Origin of the sequence: Pseudonocardia sp. ICBG1293 (assembly GCF_020131355.1) — a bacterium.
GTDB lineage: Bacteria > Actinomycetota > Actinomycetes > Mycobacteriales > Pseudonocardiaceae > Pseudonocardia.
The window spans coordinates 338,298-355,651 of the sequence record NZ_JAHLEL010000054.1 but is presented as its reverse complement, the minus strand read 5'-3'; the positions used below and the strand labels follow the sequence as shown (position 1 = coordinate 355,651).

Genomic DNA, 17,354 nt, shown 5'->3' with positions numbered 1-17,354 from the left:
TAAGCGCAAGACGCTTAGGTGTCTAGAGGAGTTGCCGTCAACGAGCGGAGTCCACCCGATCAGCCCAGGTCAGCGAGCTGGAATGTCGTACTCCAGGACATACGCCGGGGCAGCCTTGAGCGTGTCGCAGACCTCGACCGGGCGCCCGGTCGTGTCGTAGGCGGTCCGCAGGACGACCATCACCGGCACGCCGTCGGTGAGCTGGAGGCGGCGTCGCTCGTCGGCGGTGGGCATGCGGGCCGAGACCTCCTCTGTGAAGTGGTCCAGCTCGTGGCCCAGTTCCTCCAGGCGCGCGTAGATGCCGCCCGGGCCGGTGTCGTCGGCGACGATGGGGGAGCCGGCCGCGATCGAGGCCGGGACGTACGAGATGGCCGTCTCGACGGGCTGGCCGTCGGCCAGGTAGCGGCGGGACCGGACGACGACGTCCTCGCCGTCGCCGAGGCGCAGGCGGTCGCGGATCTCGTCGGGTGGGCTGGCGGTCGAGACCTCCAGCTGGTCGACGCGCGGGGTGAAGCCGGTCTTCTCCGCCTCGACGCCGAACGCTGCGAGGCCGGCCTCGCGGTGGCGGCGGGCGAAGCGTTCGGAGGCGAGGCGGCGGACCTGGACGGGCTGGCGGACGAAGACGCCTCGACCCTGCTCGGCGACTACCCGGCCCTCGGAGCGGAGTTCCTGGATCGCCTGGCGGGCGGTCATGCGCGCGACCTCGTAGTGCTCCATGAGCTGGGCTTCGGAGGGCAGCTTGTCGCCGGCCACCAGGTCACCGCCGTCGATCGCAGTGCGCAGGTGGTCCGCGATCTGGCGGTAGGGCGCACGGTCATCGGATCTGTCGAGGGACCCTAGGCTCAAGACTCCTCCAGACGACTGGACCTCTGTCGGTACAGTACTCGGGCCGGGAGTAGGAGGGCGAAGCGGTGGCTGAACCTGTAAAGCATTCCGTCAGCGTGGCTGGCGTAGTCTTGAATGAAGCCCGACAAGTGCTGATCATTCAACGAAAGGACAATAGGCATTGGGAGCCGCCAGGTGGAGTACTCGAGATTGACGAGTCTCCACAGAGTGGTGTGCGGCGAGAAGTGAAGGAAGAGACCGGGCTTGACGTAGAGGTGGACACCCTGACTGGCGTCTACAAAAACGTCGAGAAGGGTGTAGTGGCGCTGGTTTTTCGGTGCTTCGCAAGTACCAGTTCCGTTGAGACGGCAACGTCCGAGACAATTAATGCGCAGTGGGTAGATCGAGAAACTGTCGATAAGCTTTTAGATGAGGCGTATGCAGTGCGAGTGCATGATGCGTTCGAAGCGACTGTAGCTGTCAGGACGCACGACGGAGTAGTGCTCTCCGGGGACGTTGATTCGTAAGCATGAGTCGTTTTTGGATCTATCTCATTGGAATTGCGACTGCAGTGGGCATCCTGTTGAATGTCACCGGATCCATTGCAGTCGGGGTGTGGACCGGAGTCGCCACTGGCCTGCTAGTTCCTCTGATCGATGCAGCGGTTTCAAACTTCCGGTACATGCGACTGGCCTACTGGAGCGTGCGTCTCGCGAACAAGCATGTCCGCATCTCTGTTTCGTATCTCTTCCGAATTGAAGTTGACGGAAGGTTCTTGCTGGTTCGAGGACACCGGTATCCAGGGCAGTTTCAGCCAGTCGGTGGGGTTTACAAGTTCGCAGACTCGGTGCGGGACCGATTCGCTCGTTGGCATGTTCAGAATGATGATTTGATCCCGATCGACAGTGTTAGCTCCGATGACCTTCGCGTTAGAGTCCCGGGCAGGAACCTAATTCCATTCATCCGTTGGTTTGAGTCTGGTATGAACAGAGAGTCCGGTCCATGGAGAGAGTTCTGTGAGGAGCTCATCGTGCCGGGGCATTTAGCGTTCGAAGACTTCTGGAATGTTCGCAGCGAGTATGTCAGGACACGGATCAATCCAGTCCGATTCAGTCAGTACGCAGATTCATATGAACTGTTGGTCGCCGACATATACCGCTTGGACCCAAGCGAAGCGCAGAAGCGGAGGATCGTGGAGGCAGTCGACTCATCCAGTGGATCCGATTTGATACTCCTAGTGTCGCGTAAACGATGTTCTTTGACCGGGTCGGCAGTGGTTGAGTAGGTGGTCTGCGGGTTTGGTCCAGATGAACGGGTGGCAGCGTTCGTTCCAGCCGTCGATGAACCGGCCGATCGCGCCGATCAGTTCTCTGACGCTGCCGAAGCTGCCGAAGCTGCCGTGGCGAATGGCCTGGCGGGTGATGACCCCGAAAAAGACCTCGACCATGTTCAGCCACGATCCCGAGGTCGGGGTGAAGTGCAGGGTGATCCGCGGGTTGCGGGCCAGCCAGGCCTTCACTGCGGGGTGCTTGTGGGTCGCGTAGTTGTCCACCACCAGGTGCAGCTTGCGCCGCGGGTAGGCCTTCGCGACCTGCTTGAGGAACCGCAGGAACTCCTGATGGCGATGCCGCGGCAGGCCCGCCTGCTCGACCCGCCCGGTCGCGACCTCTAACGCCGCGAACAGCGTGGTGGTGCCGTGACGGACGTAGTCATGCGTCCGTTTCTCCGGGATACCGGGCATGATCGGCAGGATCGGCGCTGTCCGGTCCAGGGCCTGGACCTGGGATTTCTCGTCGACGCAGAGCACGACGGCCTTGTCCGGCGGGTTCAGATACAACCCGACGATGTCGCGGACCTTGGCTTCGAGCTCGGGATCGGTGGAGAACTTGAACGTCTCGGACTTCCACGGCTGCAGCCCCCACCGCCGCCAAATCTTGCCGATCCACACGTGGGAGATCCCGAGCTCGGCACCGAGCAGCCGTGACGACCAGTGCGTGACTCCGAGCCGCTCAGGCGGCGGTTCCAGCGTGGCGAGCACGACCGCGACCTCGTCGATCACCGGCGGCCGGCCCGCCTTGGGCCGGTCGGCCAGCCCGGCGATCCCCTCAGCGGCGTAACGCTTCTTCCACCCGATCACCGTCGCCTTCGACGCCCCGACCAGTGTGACGATGTCCTTGACCGCCACCCCGTCCGCGGCCAGCAACACGATCCTGCCCCGTCGGGCCAGTCCCGCCGAAACCGACGAGGAACGCAGCCAGGACTCCAGCACCTCGCGGTCGGCGGCCGGAACGTCCACGGTCACAGTCAACGGCACAGCTCATGATCCCGTAAACCAGCCCGTGAGTAAAGTAACCTAGTTACCGCAACACTAGTTACCGCAACACTAGCTGACCATCAGATTCGCCGTCGTGGTGCAGAGCCAGGAAAGGCCCAAGCGTACACTATTCCACCGATCGCTCAATGGACTCTCTAGAAAGGCGGGCAGTCGTCACTAGCCCAATCGAACATCCCTTGGTCGAAGTAGCCGTTGGGGATCAGTTGTGCCTTCTCTCGATACGATAGATCGTGGCAGAAAATTATCGCTCCACTCATAGTGGGGCTTCCTAGCGAAGTGAGCCCACCGGACACTGCGGCTCGCCATACGTCGCCCGTGAGGCGATCGTTGACACCAAGGATCCAGCAGGCATACGTTCTCAGCGCCTCCGCTTGATTACGACCCGCCTGACCAAGGGTCCAGTCCAGCATGGATCCATCGAGACGAAAAGGGCAGTCCCGCAGAGTGTCTAGAAGCCAGTAACGTTGCCACTTGGACAGCGGAAGCTCGGCAGTAATCTTTTGCAGCTCGCGCCACGCGTCGCCATTTCCATCGCTGATTAGAGTTCTAAGATATCGAGCGACCGCAGGCGTATTCTGTGGATCGGAGTCCATGACCGCAGGGCAGACCGAGACCGCGTCGTCGTCCCGGAGCTGGGTGAGCACCGCGAAGGCCTTCTTTGCGAGCTTGGCGGCTTCGAGGCGCTCACCACCCGTTTTCCATGGTCGCTGATGCTCCTTCCAAAGAGAAAGCATCCGCCGAGCTGCGCCTTGCTGGACGTCCGCTTCTTCTGGCTCGATGGGTTCGAAGCTGTACAAATCGAAATCGCGAAGGTCCTCCCGAACCTCTTGGATGATTGTATTCGGGTCCGAAGCCCCCTTTAGTGCCTGCTGGTACGAGTCGATTGACTGCACATATGTCTTGCGCTCGTTTACAAAGAGTCCTAGCCCGCGGGCTTCTTCGTCGAACACCTCGAGTGCTGTAACTGCGTCCTTCTCGCTTCTGGCAATAAGTCGAAAGTCGTCAGCGTAGCGAAATGTTCGGATGTTTCGACTTGCTACTCGGCGCTCCAGTTCAAGCGCGTACATCTCGCATATTGCATCGCTTGACTCGTTAACCTGCGGGACGCCAGTAGTGCGCCCACTAACCCGGTACCAAAACCCTGTAAGCCACCGGACTTCCTCGACTTGGCCTGTTCGATCGAGTAATAGATTCGACAAGAGTTCAATCGGGATCGAACTATAAAAGTTTGCGATGTCGGTGGTGACTACCGACTGCGCTCCGTCCACTTCGAGTGGCGAGTTCTTGAAGCGCGCGAAGTCCTCGTTGGATCGTAAAAGGTCCGGGAGAAGCGATTTGAGGCTTGCAACGACAGCGCGATACAGGACGCGATCAAGAATTGGCAGCATTGCAATCGCTCTGCGGCCGTGCCTCCACTTATTGGCGAGTAGCGCGTCGCTTGGCCCCGAGATGCAATCGGTCTGCGCTATGCGCTCCATGTAGGCGGCCGCCGATTGCGCGCCGGTCGAGATGTACTCATCGATAACCGGACGAGGGAGTAGATCCCATTGCCACTGCGTCTCGGCTTCGATTGCGTCGTGCGTCTGAAGCTTCTCGACAACGCTTAGCGGCATGCCGTTCATGGTTTAGTACCGTAGTGGGGGAGCCTTTGCTGCGAAAGCCTCCAGAAGTGCGGTGATCAGACAGGCTCTGATGGTGCAGCCGGAATGGACATGCGGCTCCGCTCGTGGGGCCGCTCGCCGCGCCCCACACCCCGGGCGGCTGACGGGGAGACAGGAGACAGCCGTGTTCCTGTTGAGCTGTGATCAAGTTGGTCGAGATAGCGGGCGAGGCCGGCGGCGAACGCCGGTCCGTCGTTGACCGCGATCCAGCCCCGGCCGCCGTTGGTCATCAGCTTCACCCGTGACCGCGAGCGCCGGTACCGGACGCGTCCAGTGGACTGCTCGACTCGCATCTTCCAGGTCTGCTGCGCCCGTCCCTGCGCGCGAGACCAGCGCCGGGCGATCCGGCCGGCCTGCACACCGGTGGCCGGGGTGACGGCGAGGGTGCGGGTGACGCGTTCCAGGTTCCAGACGCCCCAGAACCGTCCCGGCCCGCGGCCGGGTTCCTGCCACGCTTCCGGGACCTGGTGCTGGTACTCCTTGGCCGCGAGCATTCCGTGCTTGCAGAAGTACGCCGCGACCCGGCGCGGGTCCGTCGCGCGCAGGCCCTCCCGGTAGTCCAGCGCAGTCCCGGCCAGCTCGTGGCGTCGCCGCTGCTCGAGGTCGGGGTGGTCGACGACCTCGGCCCACACCCGCGACAACCAGACGTGGAACCGCTCCCCAGTGCTGCCCTTCCCGTGCGGCGGGGTGCAGAGCATATGGACGTGCGGGGCACCGCGGCGCTGGAACTCCAGCTTCCACACGCACGCCCAGTCCTCACCCCACGCGCGCAGGTAGCGCTTGCGCAGCGCCTTCATGTGCGCCTTGAGGACCGGGCCGGTGGGGACGACGGTCTCCCAGTCCCCGGGGTAGGTCAGCGTGACCATCGCCGGGAGTCGGCCGGCGGCGTAGAGCGGCGTGTAGTCCAACTCGCAGAGCCGTCGCACCATGCGGGCGCGGGACTTGCGCGACCACCCGGTGATTGGTGCCCGTGGCGGTGGGTCGCTCCACTCGCCGGTGGCGAGGTGGTGGGCGACGGCCAGGTCCACGTCCTTGCGGCGGGCCTCGGTCTGTCGTTCGGCGGTGCGTTCGGCGCGAGCCCAGTCTCGGGTGGCGACGGCAAACATGCCGGGGCCGACCGTCAGTTCCCAGCGCGGCCCCTCGGCGAGTCGGCCGGCCTCTTCCCGGACCGCGGGCAGTAGCGCGGCTGCGGCGTCGACGAGCTCGGGCGAGGGGAACGCCGGGGACCACAGCCCGTCGACGGTGTCCGGGACCCGGGCCGACTCGGTGGCCCGGCCCGATATGGCACATAGAACAAGCCCAGGCCGGCCCGCGGCTGCCGCCGGGGCCGCGGCCGGGTCGCTCGCGCCCGGCCCGCCGGCGCTCCTGCCTCCGGCCCGCGCCTGCGGCCCGGCCGCGGCGCCCACGCCCGCCACCGACGGGAGAACGGGCGTGCGGTCGGTCGATGTGTGATCGGTCGGGTCCGTCACCTCGGAGCCGGGGACCGGGACGTACGGGGGGTGTCTCTATGGGTTCGTCAAGCGGCGGCGAGTTCTGGATCGGGGTTGTTGACCGTGGGCGGGTTGTAGGGGCGGCGGTCGCGGAGCATGGCGTAGATGACGTCGGTGCGGCGTCGGGCGAGGCAGATCAGGGCGGCGTTGTGTCGTTTGCCGGCGGCTCGTTTGCGGTCGTAGTAGGCGCGGCTGGCGGGGTCGGCCAGGGCGGCGAATGCGGACAGGAACAGCGCGGATTTCAGGGCGTGGTTGCCGCGCTGGGATCGGGTTTCGCCTTTGATCGAGGTGCCGGAGCGGCGGGTGACTGGGGCGAGGCCGGCGTAAGCGGCGAGGTGCCCGGCGGTGGGGAACCCGGAGCCGTCGCCGACGATGGTGAGGATCTTGATGGCGGTCCTGACCCCGAGTCCGGGCATCGAGGTCAGGACCGGTCCAAGAGGGTGGGCCTCCAGGCGGGCTTCGAGCTCGTCGGCGAGCTGGTCGCGTTCGGTGTGGACCTGGCGCAGCTGCCCGGCGACGCCGGTGATGACACGGGCGAACGCGGCCGTGCCGGGAACGGTCAGGCTCTGGGCGTCGAGCGAGGTCAGGATCTGGGCGGGAAGGGTGCGGGCCAGTCGAGGCGACCGGGCCCGCATCGTCTCGGCGATCCCGTCAGCGCCGAGCTCTCGCAGGGCTTGCGGGGTGGGCGCGGCCGCGAGCAGGTCGAGCACGCCACCGCGGTCCAGGCGTGGCCCGAGCAGGCGTTCCAGGGCGGGATGAACATGCAGCAGGGCGTCGCGCAGCCGGTTCGTCAGCCGGGTGCTCTGCCCAGCCAGGTCATCGTCGTAACCGGCGAGCACAGTGAGTTCGGCGAGGGTCTCGTCGTCGGTGCCGACCCGGCGCAGGGTGTGCGGCATCGTCCGGGCGGCCTCGGCGATCACGTGGGCGTCGCGGGCGTCGGTCTTGGCCTGCCCGGGATGCAGGTCGGCGATGCGGCGCATCGCCAGCCCGGGCAGGTAGGCCACCGTGATCCCCAGATCACGAGCGACGGCGATGGCCAGCGCTCCGATCGAGGCGGGCTGGTCGATGACCATCAGCACCGCGCCGTGCTCGGCCAGCCCGGACAGCACGGTGCGCAGCGCCGATTCGTCGTTGGGCAGGGCCTTGTCGTGCACCCGCTTCCCGTTGGTGTCGACCGCGCAGGCGTGGTGTTCGGACTTGCCCACGTCCAGGCCGCAGAACACCGCGAACCCGGTCGGGTGCTGGTCAGGATCGGGCAACCGCCGCTCCCTTCTCGTCGCGGCAGGCCGACCACGAGCACCCGCGCCGGCAGCCACGTTACGAGCAGACCACACGGGTCAGGTCTCTATCAGCGGTCGTTGGCGCCCTCCGGCCACGGCGACAACACCCCCCCAGATCATCGGGCGACAGGGGCAGTCAGTCATACCGCGGCCGGCGGCCTGCAAGCCCTCAGCGGGCTTGATCAAGAAGGTAACGGGGTGGACAAGACGGCGACCTCTCGGGAGAGGCCGTCGGTGCCGAGGCGGCGCACGCCGGATCAGGGCATGCGGACATGTGGAACCGCCGCTGGAGCACGTGTGGTGCTCAGCAGCGGTTCCGGGGAACGACGCGTCGCCGCCGGGCCGTCAGGTGACGGCTACGTTGACGGCAACGCGACGGCGACGACGGGGGACTGTCGGCGAACCGACCAGGTCAGGACCGGCCCGGAGGCGGATGCGCCGGGGCCGGCAACAGCCTGAAAAGCGGAAGGTCGGCGGTTCGACCCCGCCCCTGGCCACACTTCCTCTCAGCGGTTCTCCGCCGCTCCGCCTCGGATGTAGGCCTCGGCGAATCCCGCCCCCCACCGGTCCATCACCTGGATCACCGGTTCCAGGGTCCGTCCCAGCCCGGTCAGCCGGTACTCCACCCGCGGTGGCACCTCGGCGAACACCGTCCGGTGCACGACGCCGTCGTTCTCCAGCTCGCGCAGCTGGCGGGTCAGCGTCTTCGTGTTCGCCGACGGCACGAGCCTGCCGAGCTCGTTGAACCGGCGTGGTCCGTCGAGCAGGTGCTTGACCAGCGTCAGCTTCCACGTCCCGCCGAGGACCGACACCGCGACCTCGACCGGGCACACCTCCAGCGCACGGAGCACGGGCAGACGCACGGGGCCTCCCAGGCGACAGAATTGTCCGTACTGGCCACATCGACCCCGTGGGGGCGACCCTCGCAGTATGCCGTCGATCCTGTGGCTCAGTGCCCACCCCGAACCCACCTCCCTGAACGGTGACCTGCGCCGGGCCGGCGTCGACCGGCTGCGCTCCCGCGGCCACGACGTCGAGGAGTCCGACCTCTACGCGATGGGCTGGGACCCGGTGCTGCGGCCGCGTGACGGGGGCGGCGCCCGCGATCCGTTCCGCGTCGGTGCCGACACCCGGGCCGCGTACCTCGAGGGTCGCCAGGCGCCCGAGGTGGCAGGGGAGCAGGAGAAGCTGTGCCGGGCCGATGCGCTCGTCGTGCAGTTCCCGCTGTGGTGGTACGGGATGCCCGCGATCCTCAAGGGCTGGTTCGACCGCGTCCTCGTCCACGGCTTCGCCTTCGGGACCGACGCCGTCACCGGGCGGCGGCTCCGGTTCGAGCAGGGCCGGCTCACCGGCAGGCGTGCGCTGGTCCTGACCACCCTCGGCGACCGCCCGGCCGCCATCGGGCCCCGCGGCATGTCCGGCGAGCTGCACCAGCTGTTGTTCGGTCTGCTGCACGGCACGTTCGCCTACACCGGGATGGAGGTCCTCCCACCCTGGGCGCTCCCGAGCGCCGACCACGTCGAGGACCTGACCGCGGTCCGGGCCGACCTGTTCCGGCGGCTCGACGGGCTCTTCGACGACGACCCGATCCGCTACCGGCCCCAGTTCACCGGGGAGTACACCGGCGGCTGGGAGCTCGCCCCGCACATCCGGTCGGGGGAGACGGGGCTGGACGTGCACATCGCGGGCTGAACCGGGGCGCCGGGGGCCATGATCGGAGCATGAGCGCCCACGCCCACGACATCACCGTCCCCGGCCCGCCCCGGCTGGAGGAGGTCTCCGACGGGCTCCACGCCTACATCCAGCCCGACGGCACCTGGTGGATCAACAACACCGGGCTGCTCGTCGGGCCGCAGGGCGCGGTCGTCGTCGACTCCTGCTCCACCGAGCGCCGGACGCGGGCCTTCGCCGCCGCGATCGGCGAGGTCACCGACCGGCCGGTGCGCACGCTCGTCAACACCCACCACCACGGGGACCACACGTGGGGCAACGCGCTGTTCTCCGGCGCCACGGTCGTCGCACACGAGCGGGCACGCGAGGAGATGATCGCGTTCGGCCCGCCCCGGGACCTGCCGTTCTGGGACCACGGCGACTGGGGTTCGCTGCCGCTGGAGCCGCCGTTCCTGACCTTCACCGAGCGGGTCGCGCTGCACCTGGGGGAGCTGCGGGTCGATGTGGTCCACGTCGGGACGCCCGCGCACACCACCAACGACGTGCTCGTGCACGTGCCCGACCGGTCCGTCCTCTATTGCGGCGACCTCGTCTTCCACGGCGGCACGCCGTTCCTGCTCATGGGATCGGTGACCGGGGCGATCGAGGTCCTGGAGTCGGTGGTGCTGCCGCTCGGGGCGCGGACCACGGTGCCCGGGCACGGCCCGGTGTTCCACGGCGACGGGCCGGTCCGGGACATGCTGGAGTACCTGCGGTTCGTTCTCGACCTGGCCGAGCGGTCCCGTGCGGCCGGCATCCGCCCGCTGGAGGCCGCCCGCGACACCGACCTCGGCCGGTTCGCCGACTGGCCCGACGCCGAGCGCATCGTCGGGAACCTGCACCGTGCCCACGCCGAGCTCGACGGCGCCGAGCGCGGCGCCCCGGTCGACACCGTGACGGCGCTGGCCGAGATGGTCGAGTACAACGGCGGGCGCCCGCTCACCTGCCTGGCGTGAGCGCCGGGCGTCGTCCCCGCAGTGCGACGACGCCGGCGGCCACGACCAGGACCGCCAGCGCCCCGGCCACGGCGACGGTGGGGGCGTCCGGCGCGAGGAGCGGCTGCCCGCGCAGGGCCTGCCAGGTCAGCAGGGCGAGCACGCCGGTGTAGCCGCCGGCGGCCGCCACCATCAGGTCGCGGCGTACCCGCGGGTCGGCCAGCAGGGCGACCCGCCCCGCCGCGGCCTCGACCACGATCAGGACCAGTGGGAGCAGCTGCAGTGCGTGCATGCCGACGAAGTGCGGGACCCGCAGGTCGCCCCCCACGGTGCTCCACCCGACCAGCGGCAGGCCCGGACCGCCGTCGGTGAGGCCGACGGTGTGTGCCCCGGTGACGCCCCGGAAGTCCGCGAGCTGGTCCGGGGTCGGTGTGGTCATCAGGAATCCCAGGGCCATCCCGACCAGCGCGAGCACAGCGCCGGCCCGGATCGCGACCCTGCGGGCGGGCTCGAGGTCGCGTACCGCGAACAGCCCGGCGGCGATCCACAGCGTCGCCAGCCAGGCGAGGACGATCGAGCTCCCCATGGTGGCCCACAGGCTCGCGTCCAGGCGCGAGGTCGTGTTGAAGTGGCTGGTCGTTCCGCGCCCGGCCTGGACGGCGATGACGACGATCTCCACCGCCAGGGCGACCGCCGCGACCGTTCCCGCGACGGACGCTCCCCGCGCCCGGCCGCGTCGCAGGCGCAGCTGGTCGTACAGCCAGGCCCAGGTCACGCAGAAGATCGCGATGGAGGCGGCGAACTTGGTGGGTTTGAGCCACACCGGGGCACCGAGCACCTCGCGCGGGTCGACGAGGGTGCCCAGGACGCCGAGCGGGACGGCCGCGGCGCAGACGAGACCGACGACCATCAGCGGGCGGTGCCACGCCAGGATGCTCCGCATGCGGACACTCTAACTATCGGATAGTTCCACTGGCCATATGCGGCCGGATGGAACCGGGGGCGGCCGGTGTCCGTTGGCCACCTGTGTCCGCGATCGTCGACCGAGCCCTGCGTTCCGCCGTCACCGTGTTGCCGCCGCGGTGGCGGACCGACCGTCGCTCCGCACTGGTGGGGCTGACCGCGGTGCGTCCGCACCTCGGCGTCGCCGGGCTGGGGGTGGCGGCGGTCCTGCGACTCGCCGGGCTGCGCCGCGCGTCGGCGGTGGCGGGCCTGGCCGGCGCCGCGGCCGCCGCTCCCGCGTTGCGCCGGGTGCTGCCGCGCCCGTCCCGGCCGCTGCCGGACGGGCCCGAGCTGACCGTGCTCGTCGCGAACGTGCTGCTGGGGCGCGCGGACACCGGGGCGCTCGCCGCGACGGTGGCCCGGGAGCGGCCGGACGTCGTCGTGCTGCCCGAGGCGGGCAGCGGCTACCTCGACCGGCTCCGCCCACTGCTCGACGGCGCCGGCTACCGCGGCTGGTCGTCGGTCCCTCCCGGTGTCCCGGACCAGCGCGGCACGGTCGTGCTGGTCGCGATGCGGGCCGGGGCCGTCGAGGTCCGGCCCGGGCCGGGGATGCGGCTGCCGCACCTGGAGGTGTCCGGTGGGCTGCTCGGCGCCCGCACGCTCTACGCGGTCCACACGTCCGCGCCGACCAACCCGCGCTGGACCGAGCTGTGGGCGGGTGAGCTCGCGCTGGTCGCGGGCTGGACCCGCGGTCGCCCCGCGCCCGTCGTCGCCGGGGACCTCAACGCCGTCGTCGACCACCGGCGCCTGCGCGCCGCCCTCGGCGGCTGCGTCGACGCCACCGACGGGACCGGGCGGGGGCTCGTCGCCACCTTCCCGTCGTCGCTGCCGCGCTGGGCCGGGATCCGCATCGACCACGTCCTCGTGCCGCGCGGGTCGGTGACCCGGCGCCACGTGGTCCTCGAGACCCCCGGCAGCGACCACCGCGCCGTGCTGGTGACGGTGCGGCTGCCGGGGACTCAGGAGTCGGTGCGGTAGAGCTGCGCGGAGCGGCTCTCCTGGGCGATCCGGCGCAGGGCGGCGAGCAGGGCGTCACCGAGAACGGTCCCCACCAGCGCGGTCTCGGCCGCGTCCTCGCGGTCGTCGGTCCGTCCGATCGCGGCGAGGTCGCCCTCGGCGGCGCGGTCGGCCGCCTCCGCCCACGCGTGCAGGGTCCCCTCGCCGGGGCCGTGGCCCAGCTCGTGCATCCGGGCCAGCACCGACCGTGCCCCGGCCAGGGCGGGCGCGTCCGGTGTGACCTCCCAGCCCACGTGCGACACGGCCCGCTCCAGGTCGGCCTGTGCCTCGTCCAGCGAGCCGGAGGCGCCGACGTCACCGGTGATCGCGTACACCGTCCGGCCCAGCATCGCGTGCAGCCCGACGTCCGGGTCGTCGACGGCCGACAGCACCTCCCGGACGGTCGCGATCGGCAGACCGCCGACCTCGACGAGCGCCCGGATCAGGCGCAGCCGGCGCAGGTGGGCGTCGTCGTAGCGGGCCTGGTTCGGCGACGTCGTCTCGCCGCGGGGCAGCAGACCCTCGCGGAGGTAGTACTTGATCGTCGCGACGGGGACACCGGACGACCGGGACAGCTCCGAGACTCGCACATCGGAGACTCTAGCTATCCGTTTCGTCGCGAGGCCGGGACAGTCCGTCGACGATGCCGAAGGTCACCGCCTCCGTCGCCGAGAGCCAGCGGTCCCGCGCGTCCTCGGGGAGCGGGGTGCCGCAGTAGGTCGCGGTGAGGGCCTCGATCTCGCGGCGACGCCCGGCGAGGTGGTCGGCGCGGACCCGCACGTCCCCCGGGTGCGACCCGCGGACCGGACCGTCGGCGGTGGGCAGGAACGCGGCGTGCGCGCGGGCGAGCCGCTTCCCCGGCGTCCCCGAGGCGACCAGGAACGGCACCGGGCCGGCGAGCGACCCGGCGGCGACGGTCGCGACGTCGACACCGAGCGTGCGGATCGTGTCGTGTACCGCCATCGCCGCGACCGGGGACCCGCCGGGCGCCAGGACGTGGAGGGTGATGTCGCGACGCGGGTCCTCCGCGGCGAGCAGCAGCAGGCGTGCGCAGACCTCGGTGGCGACGTCGTCGTCGAGCTCGCGGGAGAGCACGACGATCCGCTCGCCGAGCAGACGGTCGGCGAGCTCGGACGGTGTGGACAGGACAGGCATCGGATCTCCGCTCCTCGGGTGCCCGCCCGACGCTAGGCCCGACGCGGTGCCCGCGACCTGCGGTTACGCCGACGGCGGACGGGGTTCGCCCTCGGCGGAGGCCGGGTCGGTGCCGGCGGTCGCGACCCGGCGCAGCAGGGTCCTGAGCGCGGCCTGCTCGTCCGGGGAGAGCGGGGCCAGGATGTGGGCCTCGGCGGCGCGCAGTCGTGTCTCGGTCTCGCAGAGCAGCGCCCGGCCTGCTGCGGTCAGCACGATCCGGCGGGCCCGCCGGTCGTTCGGATCGGGATGCCGTTCGACCAGTCCCGCCTCCTGCACCTTGTCCAGCAGGTAAGTCATGACGGTGCGGTCCACCCCGAGCTTGCGGGCCAGTGCGAGCTGGGTGGGTGGGTCGTCCCCGGCCGCGGCGGCGAGCACCTGGAAGCCGCGCTGTCCGCCGGGCAGCGCCCCGACGACGCACTGCACGGCGGTGGCGTGGTCGCGTGCCACCCGGGTCAGCGCCCAGGCCAGATCGCACTCGACGCTGTGCGGAGCGGACGGACCGGACATCGTCACAGGATACGTGCTTGCCAAGCCGTTCTCCTGTGCAGATACTCTGTTGAACAGAACATCTTGTACCGAGATCGACCGGGAGGTCGCCATGTCCCTGTTCCGACTCGACGCGAGCATCCGCACCGAGGGCTCCGTCAGCCGCGAGATCGCCGACGAGGTCGAGCGCGCCTACCTCGCCGCACAGCCGGGCGCCGAGGTCACCCGCCGTGACCTGGGCACCGCGCCGCTGCCCGCCGACCTGTGGACGACCGCGGTCGCGGCCGGGTACGTGTCCGAGTCCGACCGCACCCCGGAGCAGCGGGCCGCCGTGTCCCGCATCGCGGAGCTGGCCGACGAGGTGCTGGACGCGGACGCCGTCGTCATCGGCTCCCCGCTCTACAACTTCGGCATCGGCGCACACCTGAAGTCCTGGATCGACGCGTTGATCACCGACCCCCGCTTCGCCCCGGGCACCAGCCCGCTCGCCGGCCGACCGGTCGTGCTCGTCGTCTCCCGGGGTGGCGGCTACGGGCCGGGGACCCCGCGCGAGGGGTGGGACCACGGCTCCGGCTGGATCGCCCGCATCCTGCGCGACGTCTGGGGCGGCGACGTGACCGTGGTGGAGACGGAGCTGACCCTGGCCGACGTGGTGCCCGCGATGAGCGAGCTGCGCCCGCTCGCCGCGGAGAAGCGCGAGCGCGCCCGGGCCGAGGCCCGCGCGGCGGGGGAGCGGGCCGCCGCGGTGACCCCGGCGGTCTGAGACACGGGTCAGGGACCGGCGCGCAGCGCGGCGAGCCGTTCCCGGGCGTGGCCGGGTTCGACGGTCCAACCGGCCGCGACCTCCCACGCGGCGACGGCGCGGCGGAGCGCGGGCGTCGCCCCGGGGGCACCGTCGAGATCGAGTGCGACCCGGTCCACCCGGCACTCGTCCCAGTCGAGCAGCCCGGGACGCCCGCCCAGCATCCGGACGTTGCCCGGTCCGGGATCGCCGTGGACGACGGCGACCGGACCGTCCAGCACGGCCCATGCGGCCTTGCACCGGGCGACGACCGCGCGGGGCATCGCGGTCAGGTCCACGTCCCCGCCCCGGACGGCGCCCGCGAGCAGCTCGACCGTGCCCACGAACCCCGGCCGCTGGGCCCGCCCGGACGTGAGGGCGTGCAGCCGGCGCAGCTCGGCGGCGAGCACCGCCTCGTCCCGCGGCCCGGGCGGGTCGCCGTCGAGCCAGGTCCGGACGACGACCGGCCCGCACCGGCGCCGCCCGTCCGCGGTCGGGACGACCCCGGGCACCCGGAAGCCGTGTGCGAGCAGCTCGGCGGTCAGGTCGAGCTCCCAGTCCAGCGCAGCCGTGGTCCGCCCGCTCCGGTGCACCACCAGCCGCCGGCGCCCGTCGGTCGCCGCCCACACCGCACTGCGGTGCCCGCCGCCGAGCGCCGCGGTCACACGGATCCCCGGCCAGGCGGCGAGTCCGGGCGGTGTCAGCCCGCCTTCGGTTCCCACAGCTCCGGGCGCTCGGCGAGCATGAGCGGCAGACCGAAGTAGCCGAACAGCTCCGTGTTGAGGAAGATGCTCAGGCCGGTGACGGCCCCGTCCTCGATCCGCAGGGCGGTGATGCCCCAGGCCTCGAACTCGCCGTTCGGCCCCGACGGCTTCCACTGGGCGAAGCCGACCGTGCCGTTGATCTCCACCGGCGCCACCCGGGACCCGCGGCAGCCCTGCCCCGGCCCGGACGCCATCCAGGCGATGACGTCGTCCCGGCCGCGGAACCACAGCTCCAGCGGGGGCATGTTCTGCTCGACGTCCTCGTGGAGCAGCGCCGTCAGCGCCTCCATGTCGAACGCCTCGAACGCCGCCATGTAGCGCATGAGCAGCTCGGTCTGCGCCGGATCCATCGCCGGTGAGGTCCGCGGCGAGGCCTCGGAGATCCCCTGCTCGCCGAGGGTGGCGCGGGCGCGCTGCAGGGCACTGTTGACCGAGGCGACCGAGGTGTCCAGCAGTGCGGCGACCTCGGCGGCCTTCCAGCACAGGACCTCGCGCAGGATCAGCACGGCGCGCTGGCGGGCGTGAAGGTGCTGCAGCGCCGCGATGAACGCGAGCCGGATCGTCTCCTTCGCCACGGCCTTGTCGGCCGGGTCCCCGGCCGGCGTCGACACCCGGGCGTCGGGCATCGGCTCGAGCCACTCGGCGTCGGGCAGCGGCTCGCGCAGCGACTCGGCGACCGGGGCACCGGGACCGCCGATGTCCATCGGGACGGCACGGCGCTTGCGCCCGTTCAGGGCGTCGATGCAGACGTTGGTGGCGATCCGGTACAGCCACGACCGCAGCGAGGAGCGGCCGTCGAACTTCGCGACGCCCCGCCAGGCCCGGACCATCGTGTCCTGCACCGCGTCCTCGGCCTCGAACGCCGAGCCGAGCATCCGGTAGCAGTAGCCGGTCAGTTCGCGCCGGTAGTCCTCGAGACGCTCCTCGGGCGGGCGTTCGTCCTCGGTCGTGTCGGCGATCCGCGCGGGTGCGCTCATGGTTCCCCCTCGACGTACCCGTCCGGGTGGGTCCCGGTCCGTCTGCCGCGAGTGTGCCGCGCCACACCGACAAAATGGAGTCCTTGCGCGACGAACGGCTGCCGGGCAGGGGCGACGTGCACCGACGGACCGGATGCGACATGGGATGATCGGGCCGACGGCGTTCCGCTCGACCCTCCCGGTCCGCCGGTCGCAGGCACGACGGGACGGTCGGGGAGCACGACGGGGCGACGATGTCAGCGGTGACCGAGAACGACGGGACCGGGAGTGCCGCCGGTGCGGGCCGCGCGCGCCGTGCCGGTCGGCGGCCGGTCACCTCCCGCTCGGAGATCGAGCACATCGCGCTGGAGATGTTCAGCGACCAGGGTTTCGAGCACACGACCGTCGACGACGTCGCGCACGCCGCCGGGATCGGCCGGCGCACCTTCTTCCGGTACTTCGCCTCGAAGAACGACGTCGCCTGGGGTGCCTTCGACGAGCAGCTGGTGCGGATGCGGGCGGTGCTCGCGGCCCAGCCGTCGGACCTGCCGACGCTGGAGGGGGTCCGGCGCGCGGTACTGGAGTTCAACCACGTCGAGCCGGCCGAACAGCCCTGGCACCGACGTCGGCTGCGGCTGATCCTGCAGACCCCGGCGTTGCAGGCGCACTCGACGCTGCGCTACGCCTCGTGGCGGGAGGTGGTGGCCGACCACGTCGCCCGGCGCCGCGGTGAGGACCCGTCGGGTCTCGTCCCGCAGAGCGTCGGGCACGCCTGCCTGGGCGTGTGCATCGCGGCCTACGAACGCTGGCTGGCCGACGACGGGTCCGAGCTGGCCGACCTGCTCGACGAGGTGTTGCGGTCGTTGCAGCGGGGCTGGGCCACCGAGCTGCCCTGACGCGCCGCGACGGCGCCCCCGCAGGGGACGCCGTCGCGTGGCG

At 70.4% G+C, this 17,354-nt stretch carries 19 protein-coding genes; 7 read left to right on the top strand and 12 right to left on the bottom strand.

The window, feature by feature from the left end; all coding sequences use genetic code 11:
- Positions 1 to 69: 69 nt before the first annotated feature.
- On the bottom strand, positions 70 to 846 hold the full coding sequence (locus KPF47_RS32455) for a GntR family transcriptional regulator (RefSeq protein WP_224392565.1): 777 nt from the start codon (positions 844 to 846) through the stop codon (positions 70 to 72).
- Positions 847 to 911: 65 nt separating this feature from the next.
- Between KPF47_RS32455 and KPF47_RS32450 the strand changes: the two genes are divergently transcribed.
- Together KPF47_RS32450 and KPF47_RS41170 are read left to right on the top strand one after the other, a co-directional pair.
- Positions 912 to 1,352, top strand: coding sequence for an NUDIX hydrolase (locus KPF47_RS32450; protein WP_224392564.1), 441 nt, complete (start codon positions 912 to 914; stop codon positions 1,350 to 1,352).
- A gap of 2 nt (positions 1,353 to 1,354) precedes the next feature.
- The gene (locus KPF47_RS41170) at positions 1,355 to 2,110 is read left to right on the top strand and encodes a hypothetical protein (RefSeq protein ID WP_374108930.1); all 756 of its coding nucleotides are present in this window, start codon (positions 1,355 to 1,357) and stop codon (positions 2,108 to 2,110) included.
- Here the strand turns inward: KPF47_RS41170 and KPF47_RS32440 are convergent.
- The 5 genes from KPF47_RS32440 to KPF47_RS32420 all read right to left on the bottom strand — a co-directional run bounded on the left by KPF47_RS32440 (position 2,060) and on the right by KPF47_RS32420 (position 8,454).
- Positions 2,060 to 3,133 (bottom strand): IS630 family transposase, encoded by a 1,074-nt coding sequence (locus KPF47_RS32440; RefSeq protein ID WP_255660778.1) that lies wholly within the window; start codon positions 3,131 to 3,133, stop codon positions 2,060 to 2,062. The two genes, KPF47_RS41170 and KPF47_RS32440, sit on opposite strands and share 51 nt — an antisense overlap.
- A 161-nt stretch (positions 3,134 to 3,294) precedes the next feature.
- Positions 3,295 to 4,782, bottom strand: a complete 1,488-nt coding sequence (locus tag KPF47_RS32435; RefSeq protein ID WP_224392563.1) for an RNA-directed DNA polymerase — start codon at positions 4,780 to 4,782, stop codon at positions 3,295 to 3,297.
- A gap of 56 nt (positions 4,783 to 4,838) precedes the next feature.
- A complete protein-coding gene (locus tag KPF47_RS32430) occupies positions 4,839 to 5,927 on the bottom strand; it encodes a hypothetical protein (protein ID WP_224392562.1) in 1,089 nt (362 codons plus the stop codon).
- Between the two features lie 410 nt (positions 5,928 to 6,337).
- Positions 6,338 to 7,570: an IS110 family transposase gene (locus KPF47_RS32425; RefSeq protein WP_224386690.1), complete on the bottom strand. Its 1,233-nt coding sequence runs from the start codon at positions 7,568 to 7,570 to the stop codon at positions 6,338 to 6,340.
- Positions 7,571 to 8,097: 527 nt separating this feature from the next.
- Positions 8,098 to 8,454, bottom strand: coding sequence for a helix-turn-helix domain-containing protein (locus KPF47_RS32420; RefSeq protein ID WP_224392561.1), 357 nt, complete (start codon positions 8,452 to 8,454; stop codon positions 8,098 to 8,100).
- 67 nt (positions 8,455 to 8,521) lie between these two features.
- On the opposite strand from KPF47_RS32420, the gene KPF47_RS32415 reads away from it, so the two are divergent.
- Together KPF47_RS32415 and KPF47_RS32410 are read left to right on the top strand one after the other, a co-directional pair.
- The gene (locus KPF47_RS32415) at positions 8,522 to 9,283 is read left to right on the top strand and encodes an NAD(P)H-dependent oxidoreductase (protein WP_224392560.1); all 762 of its coding nucleotides are present in this window, start codon (positions 8,522 to 8,524) and stop codon (positions 9,281 to 9,283) included.
- A gap of 29 nt (positions 9,284 to 9,312) precedes the next feature.
- Positions 9,313 to 10,257 (top strand): MBL fold metallo-hydrolase, encoded by a 945-nt coding sequence (locus KPF47_RS32410; RefSeq protein WP_224392559.1) that lies wholly within the window; start codon positions 9,313 to 9,315, stop codon positions 10,255 to 10,257.
- Here the strand turns inward: KPF47_RS32410 and KPF47_RS32405 are convergent.
- Positions 10,241 to 11,179, bottom strand: coding sequence for a hypothetical protein (locus KPF47_RS32405; RefSeq protein WP_224392558.1), 939 nt, complete (start codon positions 11,177 to 11,179; stop codon positions 10,241 to 10,243). The two genes, KPF47_RS32410 and KPF47_RS32405, sit on opposite strands and share 17 nt — an antisense overlap.
- Before the next feature lie 83 nt (positions 11,180 to 11,262).
- On the opposite strand from KPF47_RS32405, the gene KPF47_RS32400 reads away from it, so the two are divergent.
- The gene (locus KPF47_RS32400; RefSeq protein WP_224392557.1) at positions 11,263 to 12,216 is read left to right on the top strand and encodes an endonuclease/exonuclease/phosphatase family protein; all 954 of its coding nucleotides are present in this window, start codon (positions 11,263 to 11,265) and stop codon (positions 12,214 to 12,216) included.
- Here the strand turns inward: KPF47_RS32400 and KPF47_RS32395 are convergent.
- The 3 genes from KPF47_RS32395 to KPF47_RS32385 all read right to left on the bottom strand — a co-directional run bounded on the left by KPF47_RS32395 (position 12,198) and on the right by KPF47_RS32385 (position 13,935).
- Positions 12,198 to 12,824, bottom strand: a complete 627-nt coding sequence (locus KPF47_RS32395) for a MerR family transcriptional regulator (protein WP_224392556.1) — start codon at positions 12,822 to 12,824, stop codon at positions 12,198 to 12,200. The two genes, KPF47_RS32400 and KPF47_RS32395, sit on opposite strands and share 19 nt — an antisense overlap.
- Before the next feature lie 10 nt (positions 12,825 to 12,834).
- A complete protein-coding gene (locus KPF47_RS32390; protein WP_224392555.1) occupies positions 12,835 to 13,389 on the bottom strand; it encodes an ATP-dependent Clp protease proteolytic subunit in 555 nt (184 codons plus the stop codon).
- 63 nt (positions 13,390 to 13,452) lie between these two features.
- The gene (locus tag KPF47_RS32385) at positions 13,453 to 13,935 is read right to left on the bottom strand and encodes a MarR family winged helix-turn-helix transcriptional regulator (RefSeq protein ID WP_224392554.1); all 483 of its coding nucleotides are present in this window, start codon (positions 13,933 to 13,935) and stop codon (positions 13,453 to 13,455) included.
- 91 nt (positions 13,936 to 14,026) lie between these two features.
- On the opposite strand from KPF47_RS32385, the gene KPF47_RS32380 reads away from it, so the two are divergent.
- A complete protein-coding gene (locus KPF47_RS32380; protein ID WP_224392553.1) occupies positions 14,027 to 14,677 on the top strand; it encodes an FMN-dependent NADH-azoreductase in 651 nt (216 codons plus the stop codon).
- 8 nt (positions 14,678 to 14,685) lie between these two features.
- Here the strand turns inward: KPF47_RS32380 and KPF47_RS32375 are convergent, their stop codons facing one another.
- Together KPF47_RS32375 and KPF47_RS32370 are read right to left on the bottom strand one after the other, a co-directional pair.
- A complete protein-coding gene (locus KPF47_RS32375; protein WP_224392625.1) occupies positions 14,686 to 15,360 on the bottom strand; it encodes a phosphotransferase enzyme family protein in 675 nt (224 codons plus the stop codon).
- 35 nt (positions 15,361 to 15,395) lie between these two features.
- Positions 15,396 to 16,436, bottom strand: coding sequence for a sigma-70 family RNA polymerase sigma factor (locus KPF47_RS32370; protein ID WP_224392552.1), 1,041 nt, complete (start codon positions 16,434 to 16,436; stop codon positions 15,396 to 15,398).
- Between the two features lie 233 nt (positions 16,437 to 16,669).
- Here KPF47_RS32370 and mftR point away from each other — a divergent pair, with 233 nt between their 5' ends.
- Positions 16,670 to 17,311, top strand: a complete 642-nt coding sequence (gene mftR, locus KPF47_RS32365; RefSeq protein WP_224392551.1) for a mycofactocin system transcriptional regulator — start codon at positions 16,670 to 16,672, stop codon at positions 17,309 to 17,311.
- The last annotated feature ends 43 nt before the right edge of the window (positions 17,312 to 17,354 follow it).